Annotated in this window: 23 protein-coding genes; 11 read left to right on the top strand and 12 right to left on the bottom strand. The window is 41.6% G+C overall.

Going from position 1 to position 21,713, the window contains the following annotated elements:
- Nucleotides 1–37: 37 nt before the first annotated feature.
- Nucleotides 38–541: a glycine cleavage system transcriptional repressor gene (locus AAEY97_RS06530; protein ID WP_182743826.1), complete on the bottom strand. Its 504-nt coding sequence runs from the start codon at nt 539–541 to the stop codon at nt 38–40.
- A 693-nt stretch (nt 542–1,234) separates the two neighbouring features.
- On the opposite strand from AAEY97_RS06530, the gene AAEY97_RS06525 reads away from it, so the two are divergent.
- Nucleotides 1,235–1,864 (top strand): acetate uptake transporter, encoded by a 630-nt coding sequence (locus AAEY97_RS06525; RefSeq protein ID WP_182743841.1) that lies wholly within the window; start codon nt 1,235–1,237, stop codon nt 1,862–1,864.
- A 67-nt stretch (nt 1,865–1,931) separates the two neighbouring features.
- On the opposite strand, the gene AAEY97_RS06520 is transcribed toward AAEY97_RS06525, so the two are convergent.
- Together AAEY97_RS06520 and AAEY97_RS06515 are read right to left on the bottom strand one after the other, a co-directional pair.
- A complete protein-coding gene (locus tag AAEY97_RS06520; RefSeq protein WP_350997474.1) occupies nt 1,932–2,450 on the bottom strand; it encodes a hypothetical protein in 519 nt (172 codons plus the stop codon).
- Nucleotides 2,451–2,454: 4 nt separating this feature from the next.
- Nucleotides 2,455–3,252, bottom strand: coding sequence for a winged helix-turn-helix domain-containing protein (locus tag AAEY97_RS06515; protein ID WP_350997471.1), 798 nt, complete (start codon nt 3,250–3,252; stop codon nt 2,455–2,457).
- A 455-nt stretch (nt 3,253–3,707) separates the two neighbouring features.
- Between AAEY97_RS06515 and AAEY97_RS06510 the strand changes: the two genes are divergently transcribed.
- On the top strand, nt 3,708–4,529 hold the full coding sequence (locus tag AAEY97_RS06510; RefSeq protein ID WP_162023987.1) for a cytochrome c3 family protein: 822 nt from the start codon (nt 3,708–3,710) through the stop codon (nt 4,527–4,529).
- A 10-nt stretch (nt 4,530–4,539) separates the two neighbouring features.
- Nucleotides 4,540–5,109 carry a hypothetical protein gene (locus AAEY97_RS06505; protein WP_350997468.1) on the top strand — a complete coding sequence of 190 codons (570 nt, stop codon included), beginning with the start codon at nt 4,540–4,542 and terminating at the stop codon, nt 5,107–5,109.
- 249 nt (nt 5,110–5,358) lie between these two features.
- Here AAEY97_RS06505 and AAEY97_RS06500 read toward each other — a convergent pair whose 3' ends face one another.
- Nucleotides 5,359–7,452, bottom strand: coding sequence for a prolyl oligopeptidase family serine peptidase (locus tag AAEY97_RS06500; protein WP_350997465.1), 2,094 nt, complete (start codon nt 7,450–7,452; stop codon nt 5,359–5,361).
- A 228-nt stretch (nt 7,453–7,680) separates the two neighbouring features.
- On the opposite strand from AAEY97_RS06500, the gene AAEY97_RS06495 reads away from it, so the two are divergent.
- The gene (locus tag AAEY97_RS06495) at nt 7,681–7,959 is read left to right on the top strand and encodes a peptidylprolyl isomerase (protein ID WP_011639051.1); all 279 of its coding nucleotides are present in this window, start codon (nt 7,681–7,683) and stop codon (nt 7,957–7,959) included.
- Nucleotides 7,960–8,133: 174 nt separating this feature from the next.
- Here AAEY97_RS06495 and AAEY97_RS06490 read toward each other — a convergent pair whose 3' ends face one another.
- Together AAEY97_RS06490 and AAEY97_RS06485 are read right to left on the bottom strand one after the other, a co-directional pair.
- A complete protein-coding gene (locus tag AAEY97_RS06490; protein ID WP_350997462.1) occupies nt 8,134–8,859 on the bottom strand; it encodes an arginine N-succinyltransferase in 726 nt (241 codons plus the stop codon).
- 172 nt (nt 8,860–9,031) lie between these two features.
- Nucleotides 9,032–9,763: a hypothetical protein gene (locus AAEY97_RS06485; RefSeq protein ID WP_350997459.1), complete on the bottom strand. Its 732-nt coding sequence runs from the start codon at nt 9,761–9,763 to the stop codon at nt 9,032–9,034.
- A gap of 457 nt (nt 9,764–10,220) precedes the next feature.
- Between AAEY97_RS06485 and AAEY97_RS06480 the strand changes: the two genes are divergently transcribed.
- Nucleotides 10,221–10,472, top strand: a complete 252-nt coding sequence (locus AAEY97_RS06480) for a DUF2999 family protein (RefSeq protein ID WP_101085033.1) — start codon at nt 10,221–10,223, stop codon at nt 10,470–10,472.
- 83 nt (nt 10,473–10,555) lie between these two features.
- Here AAEY97_RS06480 and AAEY97_RS06475 read toward each other — a convergent pair whose 3' ends face one another.
- The gene (locus AAEY97_RS06475) at nt 10,556–11,047 is read right to left on the bottom strand and encodes a MarR family winged helix-turn-helix transcriptional regulator (RefSeq protein WP_350997456.1); all 492 of its coding nucleotides are present in this window, start codon (nt 11,045–11,047) and stop codon (nt 10,556–10,558) included.
- Between the two features lie 146 nt (nt 11,048–11,193).
- Here AAEY97_RS06475 and AAEY97_RS06470 point away from each other — a divergent pair, with 146 nt between their 5' ends.
- Complete coding sequence (locus AAEY97_RS06470) at nt 11,194–12,087, top strand: DMT family transporter (RefSeq protein ID WP_350997453.1); 894 nt, start codon at nt 11,194–11,196, stop codon at nt 12,085–12,087.
- Nucleotides 12,088–12,119: 32 nt separating this feature from the next.
- Here AAEY97_RS06470 and AAEY97_RS06465 read toward each other — a convergent pair whose 3' ends face one another.
- Together AAEY97_RS06465 and AAEY97_RS06460 are read right to left on the bottom strand one after the other, a co-directional pair.
- Nucleotides 12,120–12,632: a hypothetical protein gene (locus tag AAEY97_RS06465; protein ID WP_162024411.1), complete on the bottom strand. Its 513-nt coding sequence runs from the start codon at nt 12,630–12,632 to the stop codon at nt 12,120–12,122.
- Nucleotides 12,633–12,795: 163 nt separating this feature from the next.
- On the bottom strand, nt 12,796–13,182 hold the full coding sequence (locus tag AAEY97_RS06460; RefSeq protein ID WP_350997449.1) for a carboxymuconolactone decarboxylase family protein: 387 nt from the start codon (nt 13,180–13,182) through the stop codon (nt 12,796–12,798).
- 310 nt (nt 13,183–13,492) lie between these two features.
- Between AAEY97_RS06460 and AAEY97_RS06455 the strand changes: the two genes are divergently transcribed.
- Nucleotides 13,493–14,107, top strand: coding sequence for an excalibur calcium-binding domain-containing protein (locus AAEY97_RS06455; RefSeq protein WP_350997446.1), 615 nt, complete (start codon nt 13,493–13,495; stop codon nt 14,105–14,107).
- Between the two features lie 160 nt (nt 14,108–14,267).
- Here the strand turns inward: AAEY97_RS06455 and AAEY97_RS06450 are convergent, their stop codons facing one another.
- Complete coding sequence (locus AAEY97_RS06450; RefSeq protein WP_350997443.1) at nt 14,268–15,269, bottom strand: AraC family transcriptional regulator; 1,002 nt, start codon at nt 15,267–15,269, stop codon at nt 14,268–14,270.
- A gap of 233 nt (nt 15,270–15,502) precedes the next feature.
- Here AAEY97_RS06450 and AAEY97_RS06445 point away from each other — a divergent pair, with 233 nt between their 5' ends.
- The 4 genes from AAEY97_RS06445 (at nt 15,503) to AAEY97_RS06430 (ending at nt 19,493) form a co-directional block, all read left to right on the top strand.
- A complete protein-coding gene (locus AAEY97_RS06445; protein WP_350997440.1) occupies nt 15,503–16,969 on the top strand; it encodes a flavin-containing monooxygenase in 1,467 nt (488 codons plus the stop codon).
- A gap of 85 nt (nt 16,970–17,054) precedes the next feature.
- Complete coding sequence (locus tag AAEY97_RS06440) at nt 17,055–17,828, top strand: SDR family oxidoreductase (RefSeq protein WP_350997438.1); 774 nt, start codon at nt 17,055–17,057, stop codon at nt 17,826–17,828.
- A 45-nt stretch (nt 17,829–17,873) separates the two neighbouring features.
- Nucleotides 17,874–19,019, top strand: a complete 1,146-nt coding sequence (locus tag AAEY97_RS06435; RefSeq protein WP_350997435.1) for an alpha/beta hydrolase — start codon at nt 17,874–17,876, stop codon at nt 19,017–19,019.
- 195 nt (nt 19,020–19,214) lie between these two features.
- Entirely contained in the window at nt 19,215–19,493 is a 279-nt protein-coding gene (locus AAEY97_RS06430; protein WP_011639067.1) for a hypothetical protein, read from the top strand.
- A 285-nt stretch (nt 19,494–19,778) separates the two neighbouring features.
- On the opposite strand, the gene AAEY97_RS06425 is transcribed toward AAEY97_RS06430, so the two are convergent.
- Entirely contained in the window at nt 19,779–20,528 is a 750-nt protein-coding gene (locus AAEY97_RS06425) for a class I SAM-dependent DNA methyltransferase (protein WP_350977596.1), read from the bottom strand.
- A gap of 577 nt (nt 20,529–21,105) precedes the next feature.
- The gene (locus AAEY97_RS06420) at nt 21,106–21,507 is read right to left on the bottom strand and encodes a hypothetical protein (protein ID WP_197708399.1); all 402 of its coding nucleotides are present in this window, start codon (nt 21,505–21,507) and stop codon (nt 21,106–21,108) included.
- Nucleotides 21,508–21,713: the final 206 nt, after the last annotated feature.

The raw sequence follows: 21,713 nt of genomic DNA, 5'->3' as shown, positions 1-21,713 counted from the left end.
CGATGAACGATGAACGATTGCCCAGATTAAGAGAAGGTTAGTTAACTTCTATTCGAATATTATCGCTTAATGTTTCAAGCTGGGAAATTAACAGTGCGATAGTCACATTCTCCGGTAATCTTAATGTCAGCTTAGCGCTGTACACCGTTTTACCTAAACTAGTGACTTGTACACGGTAACATTCTTGGTGGTCTACGCTGACTTCAAGATCCGCTAAAATTTGATTCATGTCATGGGTTAAGCCCGAGCGATCATTGCAATCTAAAGTGAGTTTACATTCTGGCGATAGATGTTTAGCTTCATGATCGTACTCAGCGTAGACAAACGTTAATTGTGAAAACTGCTGTTCTAATGCTTGTTTTAACGCCGCTTCTTTATCGACATCTATCATTACCCGCATCATGGCCACAAATTGTCCGTCGAGTTTAATGACTTTACTGGTTTCCCAACTTGCGCCTATTTCACGGCTAACTTGAGCAAGTGATTGCAGAAGATTAGGCTTTAAAGTCCCTAATACAGTAGTGATAAACCTATGTTGCATATAACCTCCGATACCAATAAACCACAATGATGTTGGTATATTTAATGTGGTTTTAATTAAAGCCTAACTACAGACTAGCTATCACGCGAAAGCACGTCTGTGGTCTAGGACACAAATCAAACAAATGAGTTGTCATCAGCGACCAAACATAGCGATAGATTATGTCATCGAGCAGGTGAAAATGGTTGGTATAATGCTCAACGTTATAACAGAAGAGAGCCGGAGTTAGTCATAAATTATTGACCATAGAGATGATTTTTGCTGTAAATGTTATTTTTGCAAGCAACAACAAACTTAGTGAATTTGTATCGCTTACATCACAGAATACTCCGCATCAGTCACAACTTAACCGCCCTAGTGAATAGCAGAACAATGCTATTTTTGATACCTGTCGCACTAACCGCAACAACTTGCACAATATCACCCCACTCGCATGTGCTTTCAGTATCTGTTTGAATTTAAATAACTTATTGGAAAAATTAAGTTTAGCTTTACACTATTAAATACAAAATATAAATTAAGTCATTGTTTTTAATAATGAATAACTTGCTTTACGATTAGCTATTCATCCCTATTGCTGCTTATTGCTACCCGTAGACGCTTTCTCTAAAATGCGCGCCTTGCCCAATCGGGGTGTAAATTAATCTTTAGCGACGTTATATCGGCGTTAAAACTTTCCATTAAGGGAACATGATGTCTACAAAATTAGCGAATCCTGCACCATTAGGATTAATGGGCTTTGGCATGACAACCATACTGCTCAATATCCATAATGCTGGCTATTTTCCAATTGATTCGATGATCCTCGCAATGGGGATTTTCTACGGTGGCATTGGCCAAGTGATTGTCGGCATGATGTGCTTTATGCGTGGCGATACCTTCGGCACCACCGCGTTTACTTCATACGGCTTATTTTGGTTAACCTTAGTGGGTATTATTTTAATGCCAAATATGGGCGTAGCCGCCAGTCCAGCACACTTTATGGGTTGGTATTTAACGTTGTGGGGCACCTTTACTGCCTTTATGTTTGTGGGATCGTTACGTTACCCTCGGGCAAAACAAGTAATATTTGGTTCATTAACCATCCTGTTTTTCTTATTGGCCGCACGCGACTTTACCGGTAATGCACTGCTTGGCACTATTGCAGGATTTGAAGGTATTTTTTGCGGAGCAAGCGCTATTTACTTTGCCATGGCCCAAGTGCTTAACGCTGAATATGGTCGCACTATTTTACCTGTTGGGGAGTTAACTCAGACTAAAGCTCAGGTTCAGCCCCAAGCAACTGAAGTGGAAAAAGTAACCTTACACTCGGTTAAAGCATAAATAACCCGAGCTCGGGTTAAATACTTAACAGGTCGATGCATTGCATCGACCTTTTTGTTTGCATAAATTAATGCACCAAACGACAGCCACACACGGTATTACTCGGCTGAAATAATACCACTGCATAATCTTTATTTTCATTGCGTTCCAACACCTGAAGACTTAATGAGTGCATACCATTCTTGTTTAAATTTATTCCACTCACATACGATAAATATTCATAATGTGCCGGTATATCGAGACTGCTCCCACCTAAATACTCTTGTTTAGTGGTCACTGAAATATCGTACATTTGCCTTTGAGCATCAATTCTATTCACTCTACCCGTCATCGCTAATGTGCCAGCTGAATTGCCCTCTAAGTCATAATAGCGGTAATTAATTTGGGCTAAACCATCTTTAGAGACGAGATCGACCAATAAATAATGATCGCTATCTGCAGCGCCAACTTCATGATTAAACAGTTCTGAACTACAGCTCAGCATAAAACTCGGAGTCTTGGATGTTAACGAGTAAATGCCGCCAATACTGGCCAGCAAACACAATAGAATGACAATATTGATTACCCATAATCCTTTTCTTGCCATTGTACTAATGCCCCTGAGATCGATGAGATGAAGCGAGTCGAACAGGTAATGAGTCGCAAATGTTCACTTGTTCAAGCCATGCTGAATTGATAAATCGCTTAGGTTGGCGTAAGTCGCTAATTTTTAAATTACGAATAATAGACTGGCCCAAATAATCACCTCTGAGGGTAATGTTCAGTACTTGCTTGTCATGAGATAACGATAAAAAAGCTTTATTCCATACCGTTTCAGCACAACCTAATAAACTTTGTGTGAGCAGTTGTCCTTGACCAATCAGTAACTCATTATTGGTGTTTGAAGGTGAATACAGAATCACATCGACTTGCTGGCCCGAATCTAAAGTCACTGTTTCAATGCTAAGCGGCATGGTTGGATTGATAGAATGGCCAAATTGATTAAACCACCATAGGCTTACCAGCGACACGCTAACAACTGCAATGACCACCAGCAAAGCTTGTAATGGCCGAATGACTACGCGGGCTAATTTATTGTTGGATTCTTTACGGGCACGATGATGCCTCAGCAAATAACCTTGGCCTTTTACTGTTTCGATAAGCGTTTCATATTGTGGTCCAAGAAAAGAGCGTAAGGTAAAAATAGCCCTGGCGACTGACGCTGAACTCAAATGTGAATCGTCTTCATGACCCGACTCTAATAATGGTTTAGCAACAACTTTCCCTTGATACTCGACCAATAATGTCAGCACATGTAACTCGGCTCTGGGAAGATGCCACACCACTCCGGTTTCCTGGTTAATTAACTCCCCTTTGTCGACACTGAACCTGCAATGTCCCAATTGCATGTAGACCGCCTCAATAATTGACCTAACTTCGACATACTGAAGTGTATGCATAAAATCTTATGAAATCTGTGATCCTTATACCTAAGCGCTTTATTCCTTAGTAAAAGTAAGTCTTTAAATGTGCAAACTGATAAATTTGCGAGCGACATCACGTCATTTCATGATTTTAAAAACACACTAAACGGCTGCAAAAATGCATAAATGTGCAAAATAGTGAGACTCACATCACAAAATCCTATGACGTTAAGCACATTCAGCTTCAATAAATCGATGCCACAATCACTAAAAAACCTCATTTCAAGCCGCTATTTTTATCTGTCTTGAATCACATCTTTAATTGCTCCATTGCTTATTGTTACCACATCAAGTTGCTAACCCATTTTTACTAGCAACTCAAAACCCCCAACACTAGAGATTGGGAATAATAAAATAACGATGAGTAAAGGGTGATTATTATGAGCATAAACAGACGTCAAGCATTGACACAAATTATTGGTTTAAGCACTGCAGCAGCTGGGGCAACGTTATTAGGCACATCTGCATTTGCTGCCACAGACGCAGATGGCAACTACCGTTTAGAACTTGGTGAAAAACTTAAATATGCGCCACTTGATGCGATGCAAACAGCAAAACTTGCCTATGAAACGGGTGGCGGTTGTATGCACCAAGTGTTTCACGCCATTGTGACTATGCTAGCGGCATCTGGCAGCGTAGACGCCAGTAAGTTTGCCACTATCCCTACCGCATTAGCAGGCTATGGTTGGGCAGGCGTGGTAGGCCAGGGAACATTATGTGGCAACCTTAATGCTGCCGGTATGTTGATTAATTTCCTTGACGATATTAATGGTCAAAACAGCGCCATTATTGGTGCATCGTTCCGTTACTACGAAACCAACGATTTACCGTTATCATCTGCTGAGTTCATTGCGGGGATTGGTTCTACAGCCGATAAATCACTCGAAGTAGGTAAAACCTCTATTGCCAACAGCCCACTGTGCCATTCATCTATTAGTAATTGGTCTGCGGCATCTGGAAAGCCTTTTGCATTAAAAGGTGAACGTTGCAAACGCCTCTCTGCCAGCATGGCTTTTTATATTGTTGATTTACTCAATCGTGCCTATGGCGGTGAAGATATTTCAGTATTAGCAGAAGCAAAACCGTCTGTAGAAGCGCAAGCATGTCAGTCTTGTCATGGCGTTACCGAAACTATGGGCTCTGCAGCCAGCGTGAAAACAGATATGGAATGTACCACTTGTCACACAGGGCATTACAATTAAGGAGCGCATCATGAAGGTTAAATATCTTAGCGCCATATTAGCGAGTTCATTGTTAATCTTTGGCTGTAATAGCGACAATGATGACGAAGTTGTCACTGAGCCACCGGTGGTAGTTATTCCCCCTGTTGTTGTGCCACCAGTAGTCGTTGTACCGCCTGTTGTTGATGGCGTGAGTATTGATGATGCCAGCACTGTGGTGGTTAAACTCGACACATTTGACTCCATCACTGGCGCACTATCATTCACCGTTGCCAATAGCGAAGGTGAAGCGCTGATTAACGTAGCCGATTACGATATTGTGTATTTTGGTTTTCCTGACCCAGCCTCACCGTCCATAAAGCCTAAGGCTTGGAAACGTTGGCATGTCACTCAAAACTATCAATGTGATAGTACAGCCACCGACAGCTGTACAGGCACATTAGAAGCGACAGATACTGCGGGAAAATATACTTTTAATGTGAGCGATCTCGACTTACAAAGTAAAGCATCGGCAAATGCTGAAATGATTTATAAGGTTGCGGTCCAAATTAAGGGCGCGCTTGCCAGTAATGAAATTGAGTTGATTGACCCTAGCAATTAATCATCATTCAGCCTCCCCCCGGCTAATGGCGAGAGAAGACCACTTGTGCTCATTAGCTTCAGGCTATTTGCCGCAGTATTACACTGCGGCTCTTTTTATCATTTTCGCAGCACGGCTTGAATATACAAAACTGGGTATGCACCGCTTAGATAAACAGTTTAACGCTGTACAGCTGTGAATATTGAAAACAAAAAAAGGGTTTCAGCAGCACTGAAACCCTTTTTTATTCAACACTGGCTACTGATAAATTTAACGAAGCTGTTGCATTAAGTATGCGTAAACCATTGAACTTAACTCGGCGGCCTGGGTATTGTCTGCCGCGCCAGCATGGCCACCTTCAATGTTCTCAAAATACAACACATCTATGCCCATGTCTTCCATTTTCGCCACCATTTTACGCGCATGCGCTGGGTGTACACGGTCATCACGTGTTGACGTAGTAAAGAACACTTTAGGGTATTTAACCCCTTGTTTTAAATTGTGATATGGCGAATAGGTTTTAATGTATGCCCACTCCTCTTCGATATCAGGATTACCGTATTCTCCCATCCAACTGGCACCGGCTAATAACTTGTTGTAGCGCTTCATGTCCAACAATGGCACCTGGCACACTACGGCGTTATACAGTTCAGGACGACGAGTAAATGCTGCGCCCATTAACAAACCACCGTTACTACCACCTTGAATACCAAGATGCTTGCTTGACGTAATTTTACGAGCAATTAAGTCTTCGGCAATGGCTTCAAAGTCTTCATACGCTTTATGACGATGTTGCTTTAACGCTGCTTGATGCCAGGCTGGGCCGTATTCTCCACCACCGCGAATGTTAGCAAGTACATAAACACCGCCCTGCTCTAACCAATTTTTACCAATAGTGGCCGAATAGGCTGGTAAGCGCGATACTTCAAAACCGCCATAACCATAAAGTAATGTAGGGTTACTACTATCGAGTTTAATGTCTTTAGCCATCACCACAAAATAAGGCACTTTTGTGCCGTCTTTTGACTTAACAAAGTACTGTTTCGTGACAAACTTATCGGCGCTAAATTGTTGCGGCATTGCTTTAATTTTATCGGCTTTTAAGCTGGCACCATTTAAGCGATATAAACTGGCTGGTTCTAAAAAGCTGGTGTAATTAACAAAAAAATCATCACTATCACGTTCAACATCAAACACACTTAAGGTGCCATTGGCTTCAAATGGCACAGGTTTGCTTTGCCACTCACCTTTATCGTTTTGCATGTATCGTACAAGTTTGCTTTTTACATCATCTAGCCAAGTGACAAAAATGGCATTCTGGCTAAATGCGACTTGTGAAATTGAAGCATGCTTCGTTGGCGATACCAGTTCACTAAACTCAGGTTTTTGCGCAATGAGTTTATCAACGGGTGTGTAAACAATGGCACCTTGTTTGAAAGTACCTTTGGGGGTGACTAAATCGCTTTTTAACTCTATATATAGCTGACCTTTAAAGTAACCTTTTAAATCGGCATCTTTAGGAATAGGCAGCGACACTAACTTACTATCTTGATAAACATAATGTTTAGCGGTGTAGAAGGATAAACTTTCTGTGACAATATTCAGCGGTGTTTTATCATCAAACATCACATAACCCGACACGGCAACTGAGGCTTTATCACCTCTAAACACTAATTTGGCTGCAGACAACGGTGTGCCGCGTTTCCATAATTTAACCACACTTGGATAGCCTGAATCCGTCATGCTTTGCGCATCACCAAAATCAGTTCCGACAAACACGGTATCTTTATCAATCCAGCTTAACCTTGACTTAGCTTCAGCCAACACAAACGGCTTTTGAGTGCTGTCGACAAACGCTTTTGCGGTTAAATTAAATTCTCGCACCTCAGCGGCATCTGCGCCCCCACGAGACAACGACACAAAGCAGCGCTCGTTCTGTGGATATTGGCATTCAATGCCCTTAAATACCCAATTAACCCCCTCTGCTTTGCCAAGGGCATCGATATCAAGCACGGTTTCCCAGTTGGGTTCAGCCTTAGCATATTCCGCCAGTGTGGTACGACGATAAATACCACGCTCGTGGATTTCGTCTTTCCAAAAATTATACAAATAATCGCCAATACGAGTGGCATAAGGAATACGGGCTTTATCGTTTAAAATCTCTAGGCTGTTTGAGACTAAGTTATCAAAACCTGAGTAAGCCTTAATGTGTGTTGCAGACACAGCATTTTGCTGCTTAACCCACGCCAGCGGCTTAGCGCCTTCAACATCTTCTAACCAAATATATTTGTCTTCTTCTGCATTAACTGGTGTAGCCATTGTCATCGCACTCGCTATACATAAGGGTATGATTCGCTTAAGCATTAAAAATTTCCTTTTTTGTTATTTGCTTGCGGCATTTTACTAGCATGCATCTACTTTATAGGATCCATGTAGATGTTCAATCGATAAGGAGAGCAAACAGTAACAGGCCATGCCCCATAACAGAGCAAATTATTGCTAGATTATCATGCCAATTTGGTCGACTAAGCAGGTATAATGTCGCGCTAAACATTGCTCTACCCATTCAAACAAATAAATACAGGCACCAACATGGCCAAAACCGCAGCAGCATTACATATTTTAGTTAAACACCAAACTCAGGCTGAAGACATCATTAAGCAGCTTAATAACGGTGCTAAATTTGATGTTTTAGCCAAAAAACATTCTAGCTGTCCTTCGGCCAAAAGCGGCGGCAATTTGGGTGAATTTAAAAAAGGTCAAATGGTGCCACCATTCGATAAAGTCTGTTTCAACGGCGAGCTCATTACGCCGCACCTCGTCAAAACCAAATTTGGCTGGCATGTGGTGAAGGTACTTTATCGCACTTAGCTATCGTCGGATTGAAAAGAGTATCATCGACAATAGTCGCGCATATAGTGAACCGTATTTCGAATGAGCCACACTTCGAATGAACAAGCCCAGAACAGTTCAGTCATAAATAAATACTAAGTTGTGGGCTTGATATCAACGCCCACTTTTAAAAACACCAACGACTTACAATATTTACTTGCGCAGTTTGATCGACAACTCACCATCACGAATTTCAATATCATCAACACCATCAGCAAAAGCATTCCAAAAGCCACGATCGCCAAACTCACCGACCAAGTTAACGTTTTTCATGTTTCCTAGCCACGCATTCGGAATAGGCACGCCCATTAAGCTCACGCCAACTAGCGCAACAACTGGACGACGATTAGCATCAAGATGAATATCAAGCCCAGTATTCACGCGTAAAATCTCCCCAGCCATAATAGGAAAGTCGTCTGGGATCGGGATCAGCATTTTGGCACTGGCTAAGTTATTAGAAAAATCAATTGCGACACGCTGAGCAAAATCAGGATTACGACCAATCATCGAATTCACTTCTTTCTCACTAAATGTCACTTGCCGATCAGCGTCAAACTCACGATACGCTTCAGGGGTTAACTCATCACTATCTGCACTAACATTATCAGTAGTACGGGAATCACCACTTGATGCTGTAACCGCTGAGCGAGGTTCAACTTGCCAACCTAACTGAGTCAATTTTTGATCCAATTGTTGCTCTTCTTTAGCGTTTAAGCTGACTGGGGTAAGCGGTGACGGAAAGATATAAGTGCGGATAATAAAAAATGTCAGCCCTGCTGTAACAAGCATCGTTGCTGCAATAATCAGTAACAGTTTGGCTCCAGAGGCGCCACGTTGCAGACTGCGCGGTATAGCCATATTTGTCATTAACGCTTGCATTCTATCCCTTCACAGATGTTTTTGATCATTTCATAGTACTGGCGGCTGACTGTAAAGGACAGTAAAACTCGTCATTAAGTCAACTTGTGCCGACATTTCCAGTGAATATTTAGCTAAAAGCTTAAGGGATCCTACCTCGTTGATGGCTCGGTATTAATCCAAGGAAATCGTTTTAACCAAACAACCAAGCTCCACCTTTGATCAACAGACAAACTCCTGCACCCATCATAAATAAATAGCCAAAAATAAAACCAACGGCCCCACTAGAAGGACCTGTCTCATCTAAGCGAATAATCATTCCACTGATATAAAACAAGATAAAAAAGTTTAGCATCATACTCAACATAAAATAGTCGCCCATGACGGGAAGCGCGCCACCGATAACACTACAAATGAGTAGCAAAAAGTCGCTAAATTTTTCTTTGGTTATATATTTTCTCTCTAAGACTCGGACAAAAAATACCACCAGCATAATCGCTAAATAAAGCAGTGAAATTGATAATGCGGAGTACATTCCTTGTTGTATTGTTACCGCCGTAACTTCTGGTGTTACAGCGATGTCTGGACTTGAGTCTGTAAACAAACTTGCAATAAAATGGCCTATGCCGAATATTATCAACCACGCAATACCGAATGAGATGAGATCATCGCGAACAATAGGATGACTTGCCTTATGATTAACCATTTTGGCCAATAGCAGACCGAATAACGTGACTGCAGCCAGTAAACTTAACGCATACCAATATTGGTCTAGATAGAAGAAAGCAAAGCTGGGGGGAATAACTAAAAAGGATTGATAAAACTCGTTTTTTTTCGTTGTCAGACCGGTATCTTTATAAAATGCCAAATACACAATTAATGGTTGAGAAATAACAACGGCAATACAAAGGGTAACAATATCCATATAAAACATCCGTGTAGTTAAACAAAACATACAGCACCATGCCATATAGGGCTTAGTATAAACGCCAATATTGTAAACTCAATCAATAATTCACCACCGTTAATATAGGCATGATGAACTATCACTATAATCCCTCAACTGAACACCAAGCAGGCATTAATAAGCCTATGAATTATTACAGCAATACTGCGCTCTATGAATGTAGTGATTTCACGTAGTTGCTATGTTTCAGAGCATTAATACAGAGTAATAAGACAGGGCAATTAAGATAGAGTCATGAAGCATAGAGACGAGACTGAATAACTAAACTGACGTTAATCGTGGCGGCTGCTCAGAGGCCTTAAACATTACATCAATCATATCGACAGTTATCATGAATAGATAATGAGGCTTGCACCAGTATTGTGAAAACGTGATAAAATCACAACTTAGTCCATTAACATTACAAGGTATAGCAATGAACCCGATTCTTGCCATCTTCAAAGAACACAATATCAGTGACGTACAAATTAATGAGTTGTTCCAGACGTTAACTGAAAACCCATTCGCAGCAATGGCAACTATTGGTCAATTAGGTATTCCTGCAGAAAAGCTACAACAGTTGATGGGCATGGTGATGCAAAACCCAGCCTTAATCAAAGAAGCAGTTGAAGAGTTAGGACTAGATTTTTCTAAAGTTGAAGCAGCAAAAGCGCAGCTACAACCATAAGTACTAAGCCATTAAAAATGCACAAACAACAACGGCCAGTATCTTAAGATGCTGGCCGTTTTTGATTTATCCGATCACAATCGCTATTGATTGCCTTCAAAACCAGCTAACCAGGTTTTGAACAATTGGTTGAGCTCGGGCAGTTCAGAATCTGAAAGGCTTGCCACCAGTTTGTGTTGAATGCGTACGTGCTCCTCAATCGCTTCATCTATTGTGGCAAGGCCTTTGTTAGTCAAAGCTACCGATACGCTGCGCCTGTCTTCAGTGCTGTGTACGCGTGCAATTAAGTCTTTAGATTCAAGCTTGTCTAAACGATTTGTCATCGCGCCAGACGTTAACATCATCGACGATAATAATTTCGAAGGGGTTAAGGTGTAAGGTTTACCATTACGTCTTAATGTCGCCAGCACATCAAACTCACCCATGGTCAGGTCAAACTGCTTATGACAAGTTGATATTTCAGCCTCAATATGTTTTTGCAAACGCAAAAAACGCCCAAGAATCGCCATTGGCTCGGTATCTAAATGCGGCTTTTGTTCGCCCCATTGCGCTACGACTCTATCAATATCCTCCATACCTCACCCTTATCATTTTGCACTCAAAACATAACTTAAAAACTTAATATAAAGATACTTCATAAAAAGGTACTTTACAAAAATAACTTATCAGTCCAGAATTAGCACTTATCTTTACATAAAGATATTTAATACAAAGGTAGTTTATGAATATTTTACTGGCCATGATCCCTGCATTTTTTTGGGGTACCACTTATGCGATGACCCAGCTTACTTTGCCAGACTGGCCACCATTATTACTCGGTGCCCTTCGTGCGCTGCCTGCAGGACTGATTCTACTGGCGATTAAACCGAGCCTACCGCACAAAGCCGACTGGTCTATTTTAATTAAACTCGGTGCTATTAACATTGCGGTGTTTTTCAGTTTGATTTTTATCATGGCACTGACGCTGCCATCGGCTATTTCTGGTATCGGGATGATTTCAGTGCCTGTTTTTGCGATGTTATTTCATTGGGTAGTCAGTAAAAAACGTCCTAATTTGCTACAAGCACTTTCTGGCGCGGTGTTAATTGGCTTAGCTTGGATGCTGTTTGACCCAAGCTCCATTAGCTTAAACCCCATAGGATTAGTCGCAATGTTTGCCGCAATCAGCTGCATAATTATCGGCAGCACAATGACCAAAGCGTTAGGGTCGCGCATTCATTGGTGGACGATACTCACCTGGCAATTGATTATCGGCGGTACATTGCTATTCGTTGTCGCTGGTATTCAAGCGCTATTTTCACCACAACAATATCTCAATGTGGTCAGCCAATTTAGCCTGACCAATGGCTTCGGTATAAGCTGGATAATATTGCTCAACACCGTACTCGGTTACAGTATGTATGTGTGGTTACTGCAACGTATGTCTGTGGTCGACTTCACATTTGGCGGCATTGCCAATCCGATAGCGGGCATCGTCTGTGGCCTAGTATTAATAGGCGAATCATATACATCACACCAATATTTATTAATGAGTGGAATGATTTTAGCCTCTATCGCGCCAACATTAATTCAGCTACTGCGCCCAAAAAAACTCAGTACTACCACGAGCGATTAACTGAGCCTATGGGCGAGTCATTGAGCTAATAACTACAGCAGAGCTCTTAACTGATTGAGCGCATCGACAGAGAAGCCTTGGTCATAAAAGTAAATCACTGTACCTTGCTCATTGAGCAGCACGACTCGAGTATTATTGGGATTTTCATTACCGGTAAAGGCTTGTACTTGGTCGCCATCTTTATAGATGGTGACCACGCCTTTCCATAATGGCTTGGGTATGCCTGCACGCATGCCATTATTAATCAGAGGGCTGAACATTCTAGGAAACAATCCCTGAATAGTCGGAACTTCATATACCGACACTTGAGTTTGAGTCATGTCTAAGCCAATCAACCAGCGATCAATATCAAACTGTGAATCTTGCTTGTAACCAATCAACAACAGCGACAATTTACCTTGTAAATCCTCAGGTAAAGCCATCGACTCGTTTTCAAGTGTTTGACCTGTTACCGATGGAAAATCTTGCCCTGTAATAGACTGATTGGGATAACTGGTGCTACAAGCACTCAGCAGTAAAGCGGCAATAATCATTAAAAAACGCATCTGTAATCCTTGTTTATAAATATCCGATTCTTTTATACGCAGCCAAATGGCAAAAGGATTGCTTGTTGCCAAATTCAAATAATAATTCACAGCATTAAAAAGCTAATGTGATTACTGTACCCTCATTTTACCCAAAGCAAAATACCATAAGCATCTCATTCAGCTAGCTATTCTCTAGCTGCCATTCCTCGATGGCTTCTTTAGCAGCCCGAAAAGCCTCAATACCAGACGGCATGCCACAATAAACGGTTGAATGCAGCAATACTTCCTGAATTTCTTCAATAGAACATCCATTACGTAATGCCCCTCGAACATGGCCCTTTAATTCAGTTGGCGCCTTTAATGCTGCCAATGTTGCAATAGTGATTAGGCTGCGCGTTTGCTTAGAAATAACATCACGCACCCAGACTTCACCCCAACAATTTGCAGTGACTAACGCTTGCAATGGTTGAGTAAAATCACTGACATTACTAAGCGCTTTATCGACATAAGCGTCCCCCATCACCTGGCGACGTACCTCTAGCCCTTTTTGGTATTGTTCATCATTCATCGGTGGCCCCTTCTATTTTCACTTTTGGTCAATTCATTAAAAATAATCCTGCCTATATACACGTTAAACTTAATCTTAAATAACACCACGCTTTTGTTGTAGCCAGTTGATAATTTGCCCAAGTAGATATCAATTCAGTTTTTACCTTAGCAGGTAAGCGTAGCGGATATATTTTATGACTCTATCTATAAACTCAATCAAATTACTGGCTAAAACACTGTAGTTATAGGTATTATGTTACTGATTTAAAAGCATGATTCTACATCATGATTTTTATTAACTTAATGACTATCAAGGATATGGTATCGCCATGGAAAGAGGCTCGTTGGTTCGTTGGAATACCGAAAAAGGCTTTGGTTTTATCAAGCCAGAAACCGGTGAAAATCAAGATGTGTTTATTCATATTTCAACCCTAAAACACATGGCAAGAAAGCCCATTGTTGGCGATGAGATACTATTTCATCGCGAAAACCAACCCGATGGCAAAGTCAAAGCCGTAAAAGCCAGTATTGAAGGCGTCGCAGTTGTGTCTAATACAACCCGTCCAGCTTCTCACACTGGTCAACATCATCGAAACAGCCCATCTCATCAAGACGAAAACTACCGTTCAAGCCCCGTGCTTGGCCGCGTAATCATGCTTATTATCCTGCTTGGGGTTGGTATTTTCGGTTATAAACAATATCAAAAAATGACCGCTACGCCAGTGCTGACCAATGAGAATGTTGAACAGATGGAGTGGACACCAACCGTATCAAAACCAAGCTCAATCAATCTACAACCACAGTTCAGATGCGAAGCCGGTAAAACACACTGCAGTCAGATGACATCTTGTGAAGAAGCAACCTTTTATATCCGTAACTGCCCAGGCACACAAATGGACGGAAATAACGATGGGGTTCCATGTGAAAGGCAGTTCTGTAATTAAACATGAGGTGATGGAGTCATAGAAAGCAGGTTCTGGCTAACAGCCGCTTGCTTGGGCACTAGGGTGCTAAATCCTAGACCCTAGGTATGAGCCTTTAGATTCTAGGCTTGAGATATAAGGTTCTGGCTAGTCTTTATCTATGTGTCACAGGTGACTATCGTTATTTTTTCGCCTGCTTTCGATACTGGCTTGGGGTCATATTTTTGCAGCGTTTAAAGCTGTGACTAAAATTAGCCCCATCACTAAAACCAAGGCGTTCGGCTATTTCATCAAGTTGCATCGGCGTTAATAATAGCGCTTCGGCTATGCCAAAACGAACATCGTCACGCACTTGGCGCCAACTGGTTTGTTCTAGTGTGAGTTGACGATGTAAAGTGCGAGTCGTTCGAGCTAAATGCTGGGCGATATCTTCCATTGATGCTGTTAAGCCTAAGTGTACTAAGGTGTCTTTTACCAACTTAGCAACAGGTTTCCAGTTTTGCTTTTGTTGCAGTAGCTGGTTGCATTGCGCCTCACATAATCTGGCGGTGGCTTCATTGGCTTTTAATAATGGCAGATCTAATAGCGGTGCTAATCCAGTAAAACCGTTATAACTGGCATTAAACTCAATCTCAGCACCCAGTTTTTGCTTTATATCATTGAGCGACAAGCCTGCGGGCTGGGGCGACGTAAACTGCAATTTTATCGGTAAGTCGTTACTTTCAAATACTTCTCGTTGGATCATCGCAGCGCCCAACATGTCTCTAACTAACACCAGCTCGCCTAACTCTCCAGGAATGTCACATGAGAACCTTAGAGATAAATCGTCTTTAAGCTCAGTTAATGTTATTTGTGAAAAAACATAGGTTAAATCTAGATAACGTAAGCCTAATTCAATCGCCTTTCTCGCAGTGCTGCTCGCCAATAGAGCATAACCCATGATGCCATAACTGGTCAGGTGATAACGGCAACCCAGCTCCATTCCAACCTTGAATGGGCATGAAGTATTGAGCATTAGGTTATTTAACACCTGTAATTCTTTTTTTCCTTCAACCAGTTGCTCGTGGTCGGTTAATTGGGCCCCCGTCAAACCAGACCCTTGCAGCAACCGCTCTTGCTCAATGCCCAGCTCAATGCCATAGGAAACAATAATTTGCACACTGGTAATGCTGCGAAATGTCATAACTGAGGGCTGCCATGTCTTAAAATCACAAATATACGTCCCTTTAGCGCGTAGATCAATGAACAATAGTTTCCTATGCTGGATAGATAATACAATTTATTAACAACTTTTGAATGATCCGTTATCCAGAAATTAATGCTCAACGTAACAAGTAAAAATAGCGATGACGAATAACAAAAGCTAACAACAACCAAGCTCGTTAATAAAAAACCATAACAATAATAGAGGGCGTCATGACCCAAGTGAAACGAAATCCTACTGTGGTGATCATTGGTGCAGGTATGACAGGCATCTTAATGGACATTAAACTGCGCCAAGCTGGCATCACCGATATTGTAGTACTGGAGAAAAAAGACTGCGTGGGCGGAACGTGGCGAGAAAATACCTACCCTGGAGCTGCTTGTGATGTACCCGCTCACATGTATACCTATTCATTTGAACCTAATCCAAATTGGAGCCGCTTTTTTGCCCATGGACCAGAGATTAAACAATACTTTGAGCACGTAGCAGATAAATATGATGTTAAACGAGACATTCGCTTTAACGAAGCCGTTACCGATGCACAATATGCCAATGGCAAATGGACGGTAAAAACCAGCCAACAGCAAACCTATATTGCCGATTTTATTGTGTGCGCCACCGGCATTTTGCATCATCCACAATTTCCAGACATTCCCGGATTAAAAGATTTTAAAGGCACAACATTCCATACTGCCCAATGGAATCATGACGTCGACATATCCGCCTCAACCCGGGTTGGAGTTATCGGTACTGGGTCAACGGCCGCACAAGCCATACCCGAACTGATTACAACCGGAGCTAAGGTGTCAGTTTTTCAGCGCACACCACAATGGCTAATGCACCTGCCCGATTTTACCTTTTCAAAAACCAACAGAAAGTTAATGGCTCGCTTTCCCATCATCACCAAAATTCATCGCAATATGGGCAAGTTTTTTCTAGAACATTTTTTTACCAAAGCAGTCACGGGACACTTTATCCAAAAGCATGCGTTAAATTTTTTGTGTAAAGCCAACTTACGATTAAGCATTAAAGACCAAACCTTACGCGAAAAGCTACGACCTCATTATCAAGTAGGCTGCAAACGGGTCATTATCAACACCACCTTTTATAAAGGCATTCAAAAACCCAATGCTGAGTTAATAACAGAAGGCATTGAGCGCATAACTGAAACAGGCATTATCACTAAAGACGGTAAACATCACGACCTCGATGTATTGGTATTATCGACCGGTTTTAATGCATTTAATTTTATGCGCCCAATGAATCTCATTGGGCGCAACAATTTGCACATTGATAAAGCCTGGGCTCATAAAATCAAAGCCTATCGATCAATGTTACTCAGCGACTACCCTAACTTTTTTTTAATGCTCGGCCCCAACACACCTATTGGTAATTTTTCGGTTATCGCCATGAGCGAGGTTCAAACTAACTACGTTATTAAACTGATCGATAAATGGCGTGAGCATGAATTTGATGAGTTTGAAGCCAAGCAACAAGCCATTGACGACTTTAATGCCTACGTAAAGGAAGGGTTAAAAGGCACTAGCTGGGTTGGAGGATGCCAAAGTTGGTATTTAGATGCCGATGGCGACCCAATTTTATGGCCCTACACCTGGCAACGATGGGTTGATGAAATGAAACAGCCGCAGATGGAACACCTTAATACCCGATCATTTTAGTTGGCTTATCCACCTTTCACCCTTACATATCCACCCGTATTGATTCACTCGTGCTGATTGACTCATACTAGAAACAACTAGGTTTATGATGAATAAAAACACTATATTTATTACCGGCGCAGCTTCCGGCATTGGCTTAGCGACGGCAAAACACTTTCACAAAAAGGGCTACTGGGTCGGTATGGCCGACATCAATTTGGCGCAATTAACACAAGCCACCGATATATGGGATAGAACTCGAATAAGGTTGTTTCAACTGGATGTCAGTGATTTTTCACAAGTACAACACGCTATGGCTAAATTTTGTGCTGAACATAATAACTGCCTGGCCATATTAGTTAATAATGCCGGCATATTGAAAATAGGCTCCTTTGAAGAAATCCCTATCGAACAACATCAGCGCACATTAAGTGTCAATGTCATTGGAGTAATGAACCTATGCCATGCTGCATGGCCATATCTACACAACAATGGCACAAGTACTATTATCAACATGTCATCAGCCAGCAGCGATTATGGTGTACCAGAATTAGCCAGCTATTCGGCCAGTAAGTTTGCCGTAAAAGCCCTTACCGAGGCGCTGGAACTTGAGTGGAAAAAGTACGGCATCAGTGTATGCGATGTTATGCCACCTTTTGTGGCAACCAATATGCTTAAGGCACAGAAAAACAGCGCCAAAGTCATGCAACGACTCGGCGTGAACATCACTGCTGAACACGTAGTCGCAGTGATTGCTAAACAAGTGAAACAGCCTAAAACCCATAGAACGGTCAGTGTTTTTTATGGCCTATTACATAGATTAAGTAACGTATCACCGGCATTTATCAATCGCCTAGCGATGAAGTGGCTAAGTCGATAAAACATGCGGTTCTAATCAGTTAACAATAATAACAAGGCTATAAAAATGGATAACGATAATAAGCCAACACCATTGTCACAAGATAAATCATCATCTGACAAGCCGTCGCAAAACGAACTACCACAAGACGAACCGCTACAAGGCAAACGTCTACAAGCGCCCAAGCTTGAAGCGAAACAATTAATGGTCGCCAAGTGGTTATCATTAGCGCCGTTATACAAGTTACCAGTTACATTATTCAGATATGTATTTCTAGCGATGGACCGAGTACTTGGGCTGACTAAAATTGAAATGGATAAGGTGATTAATTTAACGGTTCCAGTGAGCGCTGGCACTCCTTTTATGGGCACTATTCCTTTGAACGAACATAGCGCCAGCGTTACTAGTACTAGTAATAACAGCAATAACGGTAATGACAGCAATAGCACAATAAAGCTTCGCATCTACCATCCTAGCTCCACCAAGCCTCAAAAAACCTTAGTGTACTTTCACGGTGGCGGCGGCGTTATTGGCAGTATTAACACTCATGACCACTTTTGCCGCTATCTGGCTAAACATGGCAACATGAACATTATCTCAGTCGATTATCGACTGGCTCCAGAACATAAATTCCCCATCCCGATTTGTGATGCTATCGAAGCGTGGAACTATATCAATGCCAACCATCAACAACTTAATATTAATCCACAGCACGTAGGCGTGGGTGGTGACAGCGCAGGCGGATATCTAGCGTGTATCATCGGTTTACATTCACTGCAAACATCGCTGCCAGTACAGGCAAAAGTAACACCCGCATTTCAGTTTTTGATCTACCCAATGGTAGATTTACAAGGCTTAACCGAGTCTTATCGCCGTTTCAATAAACAATTAATACTCACCCGCGATTTAATGGATTATTTCAGGTTAAAATATTTACACTCTCTCGACGAAGTCACTCTGCCATTAGTGAGTCCACTGCAAGCAGCAGACATTAGCGAATCGCCAAAAAGCTACATATTAACCCTTGGGTTCGATCCATTAAGGGACGATGGTATTGCGTATGCCCAGCGCCTAAAAGCGGCAGGCATCAATACACAACACCAACATTATGACGATTGCATGCATGGCTTTATTTCAATCACAAAACTCAGCCCGCGCGCCAAACAAGCCACTCACAACATCGCAATGGCATTAAATAGCTTTAATGATTGATCGTTATAGGTAACCGACAGCAGAACCGACTCTAGAAACCACCAACAGATGATAAAGTTACTCAGGCACCATGTATTACAGGCTAACAAGCCAACTTATGCTAAAATGCGCCGATCAGCTTTATGAATGTGCAATTCTCATTTGTTTGACTGAGCGTAGTGAACCCTACCGTGATTAACTAATGAGGATACACCAATGAGTAAGTTAAATGCCGAAGAGCGTAAAGCTCGAGATAACGATCGTTTTTCAAAACGAGTGGATGAACGCAGAGTAAAAGGCGAAGATGTCGTTGCGTATGCACTTGCCAATGAAAAAGCGTTTAAGTTTCTGACCAAAGATGAGAAACACAGCCTTAAAGAAAGACAAGCGGCACTTGTAGAAGAAGTCAGCATTAAAAAACAGCAACAAGTTGAGCTTAAAAATCAGCAAGAATTAGACAAGGTTCAAGCTGAATTTACTGATACCGCGCAGTAAAACTCCATCAACAGCCATTGTTAATGATGATGGCTGACCACATTCAAATACCGATTTTTATACATTCTAGCCTATAAAAATCGGTATTTGAAAGCTGGTGAAGTTCCACAGGCATGCGACTAAATTGAATCCACTCACTCCAATTCGACTTTCGCAGTTTAATGGTCCATGTTTAAAAGTATTAGTCTGAACCACTTATTTATAGTCTAAAGATCAACGTTTCATTCCGGCTTATCAGCATTATCGCTTAAAAACCTTAGTGAATAGCAGCTAAAAACTTAACCACTAAATCTCACGTTTCGTACACACAAACAAGGCATTGCCGGAAGCCAAATCCCAAGGGATGATTTTGTCGTAATCGTGTTCAAATATTTGAATATCGAAATACGGGCTTAACAATGCTTCAAGTTCAGTAAAACTAGTGGCGACCATCGCATGCGAATCTTGCCATAACTGCGTCGCATCAGACTGAGTTTTACCAATACTTAGATTGAGCGACTGCATCTCACCTTCACCGCTATAATGCCAACCCGATTCAAACACAAACTGACTATCTTCAAATTCGGCACTGTGTCTCACTAACGCCTTGTTATTGATTTTATGTTTATCAACGGTGTTAAAACAAAACAAGCCGCCGGTATTTAATGCCTTATGCACACTGGCAATACAGGCTTTAAGTGCCTCGATACCTGGAGAATAGTGAATGGAGTACAAAAAGCAGGTAATTAAATCGAGTTTTTCTTCTACATAAAACTCAGTCATATTTTGCAAACTAAACTGCGCTTCAGGGCAACGACGCATAGCAATATCGAGCATGGGTTGATTGATATCGAGGCCACTACTTTGAAAACCTAAATCGATAAAATGCCTAACATGAGGCCCCGTTCCACAGGCTAAATCTAAATGCTGTTTACCACTGTTACCCAAAAACTGATGCAAGCGCACTATGCTATTGCTTTGCTGCTGGTAATTAATGTCACAACACATTAAATCGTAATAAGCGGACAAATCGGTATAAAGGGCATTGGTAGACATAAAAAGGGATCGGCGACATAGGCAAATTTAGGGTGGCGCATCATATATCAAATCGCACGATTGAGAAATAAGGAGTGAGAAATAAAGCATGAGAAATAAGTAATCTGAAATGAAAATTCGCTAACAGCTATAATCTAACAAGCCTTCACTCACTAAAATACTTAAAGAAGCCGCTACGCCGTTTAATAACAGGGCCTTTTGGGTAATCATCAATGAATAAGAATTTTGTACTGAACAGTTTAGGAAATAGTTTATTGGGATCTCGCATGCCCCAAAAAAGTGTACTTACATACACTTTCAGGGCGCAAAGCCGTAAACTAGCCATAAAGTGTAGCTTCATACACTGTTGATTAGTTCAGCTATTAAAAAGCCTCAATACAATTAAATATCGAGGCTTTATAAAATAGTGTTGAAGCAACGCAGTTATTGCGGCTTTAAGTCAGATGAAACGTTTAAGCAGACCCACTTACTCTCTCCACTGACTCCCTCACTTAATCTCACGCTAATCACAGATGGCGATCACGCTAATCACAGATGGCGATCACGCTAATCACAGATGGCGATCACGCTAAAATGACTAACGTACCCATCGCATCAGCTCATTCGCATCTATCACCGCACGCTGTCTTTTAATTAGGCTTCCTGCTGAGTCAAAGAGGAATAGTTCAGTTACTCGTGCGTTATGCTTGGCGATAAACGCATCGCCCTCAGGCGTTGCTGTTCTAGCAAGCAGAAAGTACACGTTATCACCAAGATGAGATCGAGCTTCATTCATCTGCTCTGTTTGGGTGATACTTGAAACAAGGTTAGGATCATAAACAAATACTACCGCAGGTTTGCCCGTACCAATTTGTTCAAGATTAGACGTAAACCCCTTGGGCATCAGCATTAACAACAGCCCAAACAGCAATACTATGGATGCTATGACACTTATCGCAACCCAAGGCATTTTACGAGGCGCGTTGGTAGGTTTATCCATAATGATAGATCTCTCTTTTAAGTGTTGAAATACATACCCAAGCAAAACAGTATAATCAATAAACCTGAGGCTTAGATTAAAAACGTCTGGGATGAATAGACAATAGGTGATTTAGACGGCAATAACGTTTACTCTGCCCTCACTAAATATCGACCACTAAGAACATAATGCAATACACTGTGCATTATGCAAAGTATACAGGCAAC

The sequence above is a fragment of the Shewanella sp. TB7-MNA-CIBAN-0143 genome, assembly GCF_040310065.1.
Classification (GTDB): Bacteria; Pseudomonadota; Gammaproteobacteria; order Enterobacterales; family Shewanellaceae; genus Shewanella.
The sequence above is the reverse complement of the archived record's forward strand: the minus strand, read 5'-3'. Positions and strand labels throughout refer to the sequence as shown.

Bases quoted from the DNA above. Each gene is read 5' to 3' on its own strand.
- AAEY97_RS06530 (WP_182743826.1), bottom strand. From the start codon at position 541: ATGCAACATAGGTTTATCACTACTGTATTAGGGACTTTAAAGCCTAAT.
- AAEY97_RS06525 (WP_182743841.1), top strand. From the start codon at position 1,235: ATGTCTACAAAATTAGCGAATCCTGCACCATTAGGATTAATGGGCTTT.
- AAEY97_RS06520 (WP_350997474.1), bottom strand. From the start codon at position 2,450: ATGGCAAGAAAAGGATTATGGGTAATCAATATTGTCATTCTATTGTGT.
- AAEY97_RS06515 (WP_350997471.1), bottom strand. From the start codon at position 3,252: ATGCAATTGGGACATTGCAGGTTCAGTGTCGACAAAGGGGAGTTAATT.
- AAEY97_RS06510 (WP_162023987.1), top strand. From the start codon at position 3,708: ATGAGCATAAACAGACGTCAAGCATTGACACAAATTATTGGTTTAAGC.
- AAEY97_RS06505 (WP_350997468.1), top strand. From the start codon at position 4,540: ATGAAGGTTAAATATCTTAGCGCCATATTAGCGAGTTCATTGTTAATC.
- AAEY97_RS06500 (WP_350997465.1), bottom strand. From the start codon at position 7,452: ATGCTTAAGCGAATCATACCCTTATGTATAGCGAGTGCGATGACAATG.
- AAEY97_RS06495 (WP_011639051.1), top strand. From the start codon at position 7,681: ATGGCCAAAACCGCAGCAGCATTACATATTTTAGTTAAACACCAAACT.
- AAEY97_RS06490 (WP_350997462.1), bottom strand. From the start codon at position 8,859: ATGCAAGCGTTAATGACAAATATGGCTATACCGCGCAGTCTGCAACGT.
- AAEY97_RS06485 (WP_350997459.1), bottom strand. From the start codon at position 9,763: ATGGATATTGTTACCCTTTGTATTGCCGTTGTTATTTCTCAACCATTA.
- AAEY97_RS06480 (WP_101085033.1), top strand. From the start codon at position 10,221: ATGAACCCGATTCTTGCCATCTTCAAAGAACACAATATCAGTGACGTA.
- AAEY97_RS06475 (WP_350997456.1), bottom strand. From the start codon at position 11,047: ATGGAGGATATTGATAGAGTCGTAGCGCAATGGGGCGAACAAAAGCCG.
- AAEY97_RS06470 (WP_350997453.1), top strand. From the start codon at position 11,194: ATGAATATTTTACTGGCCATGATCCCTGCATTTTTTTGGGGTACCACT.
- AAEY97_RS06465 (WP_162024411.1), bottom strand. From the start codon at position 12,632: ATGCGTTTTTTAATGATTATTGCCGCTTTACTGCTGAGTGCTTGTAGC.
- AAEY97_RS06460 (WP_350997449.1), bottom strand. From the start codon at position 13,182: ATGAATGATGAACAATACCAAAAAGGGCTAGAGGTACGTCGCCAGGTG.
- AAEY97_RS06455 (WP_350997446.1), top strand. From the start codon at position 13,493: ATGGAAAGAGGCTCGTTGGTTCGTTGGAATACCGAAAAAGGCTTTGGT.
- AAEY97_RS06450 (WP_350997443.1), bottom strand. From the start codon at position 15,269: ATGACATTTCGCAGCATTACCAGTGTGCAAATTATTGTTTCCTATGGC.
- AAEY97_RS06445 (WP_350997440.1), top strand. From the start codon at position 15,503: ATGACCCAAGTGAAACGAAATCCTACTGTGGTGATCATTGGTGCAGGT.
- AAEY97_RS06440 (WP_350997438.1), top strand. From the start codon at position 17,055: ATGATGAATAAAAACACTATATTTATTACCGGCGCAGCTTCCGGCATT.
- AAEY97_RS06435 (WP_350997435.1), top strand. From the start codon at position 17,874: ATGGATAACGATAATAAGCCAACACCATTGTCACAAGATAAATCATCA.
- AAEY97_RS06430 (WP_011639067.1), top strand. From the start codon at position 19,215: ATGAGTAAGTTAAATGCCGAAGAGCGTAAAGCTCGAGATAACGATCGT.
- AAEY97_RS06425 (WP_350977596.1), bottom strand. From the start codon at position 20,528: ATGTCTACCAATGCCCTTTATACCGATTTGTCCGCTTATTACGATTTA.
- AAEY97_RS06420 (WP_197708399.1), bottom strand. From the start codon at position 21,507: ATGGATAAACCTACCAACGCGCCTCGTAAAATGCCTTGGGTTGCGATA.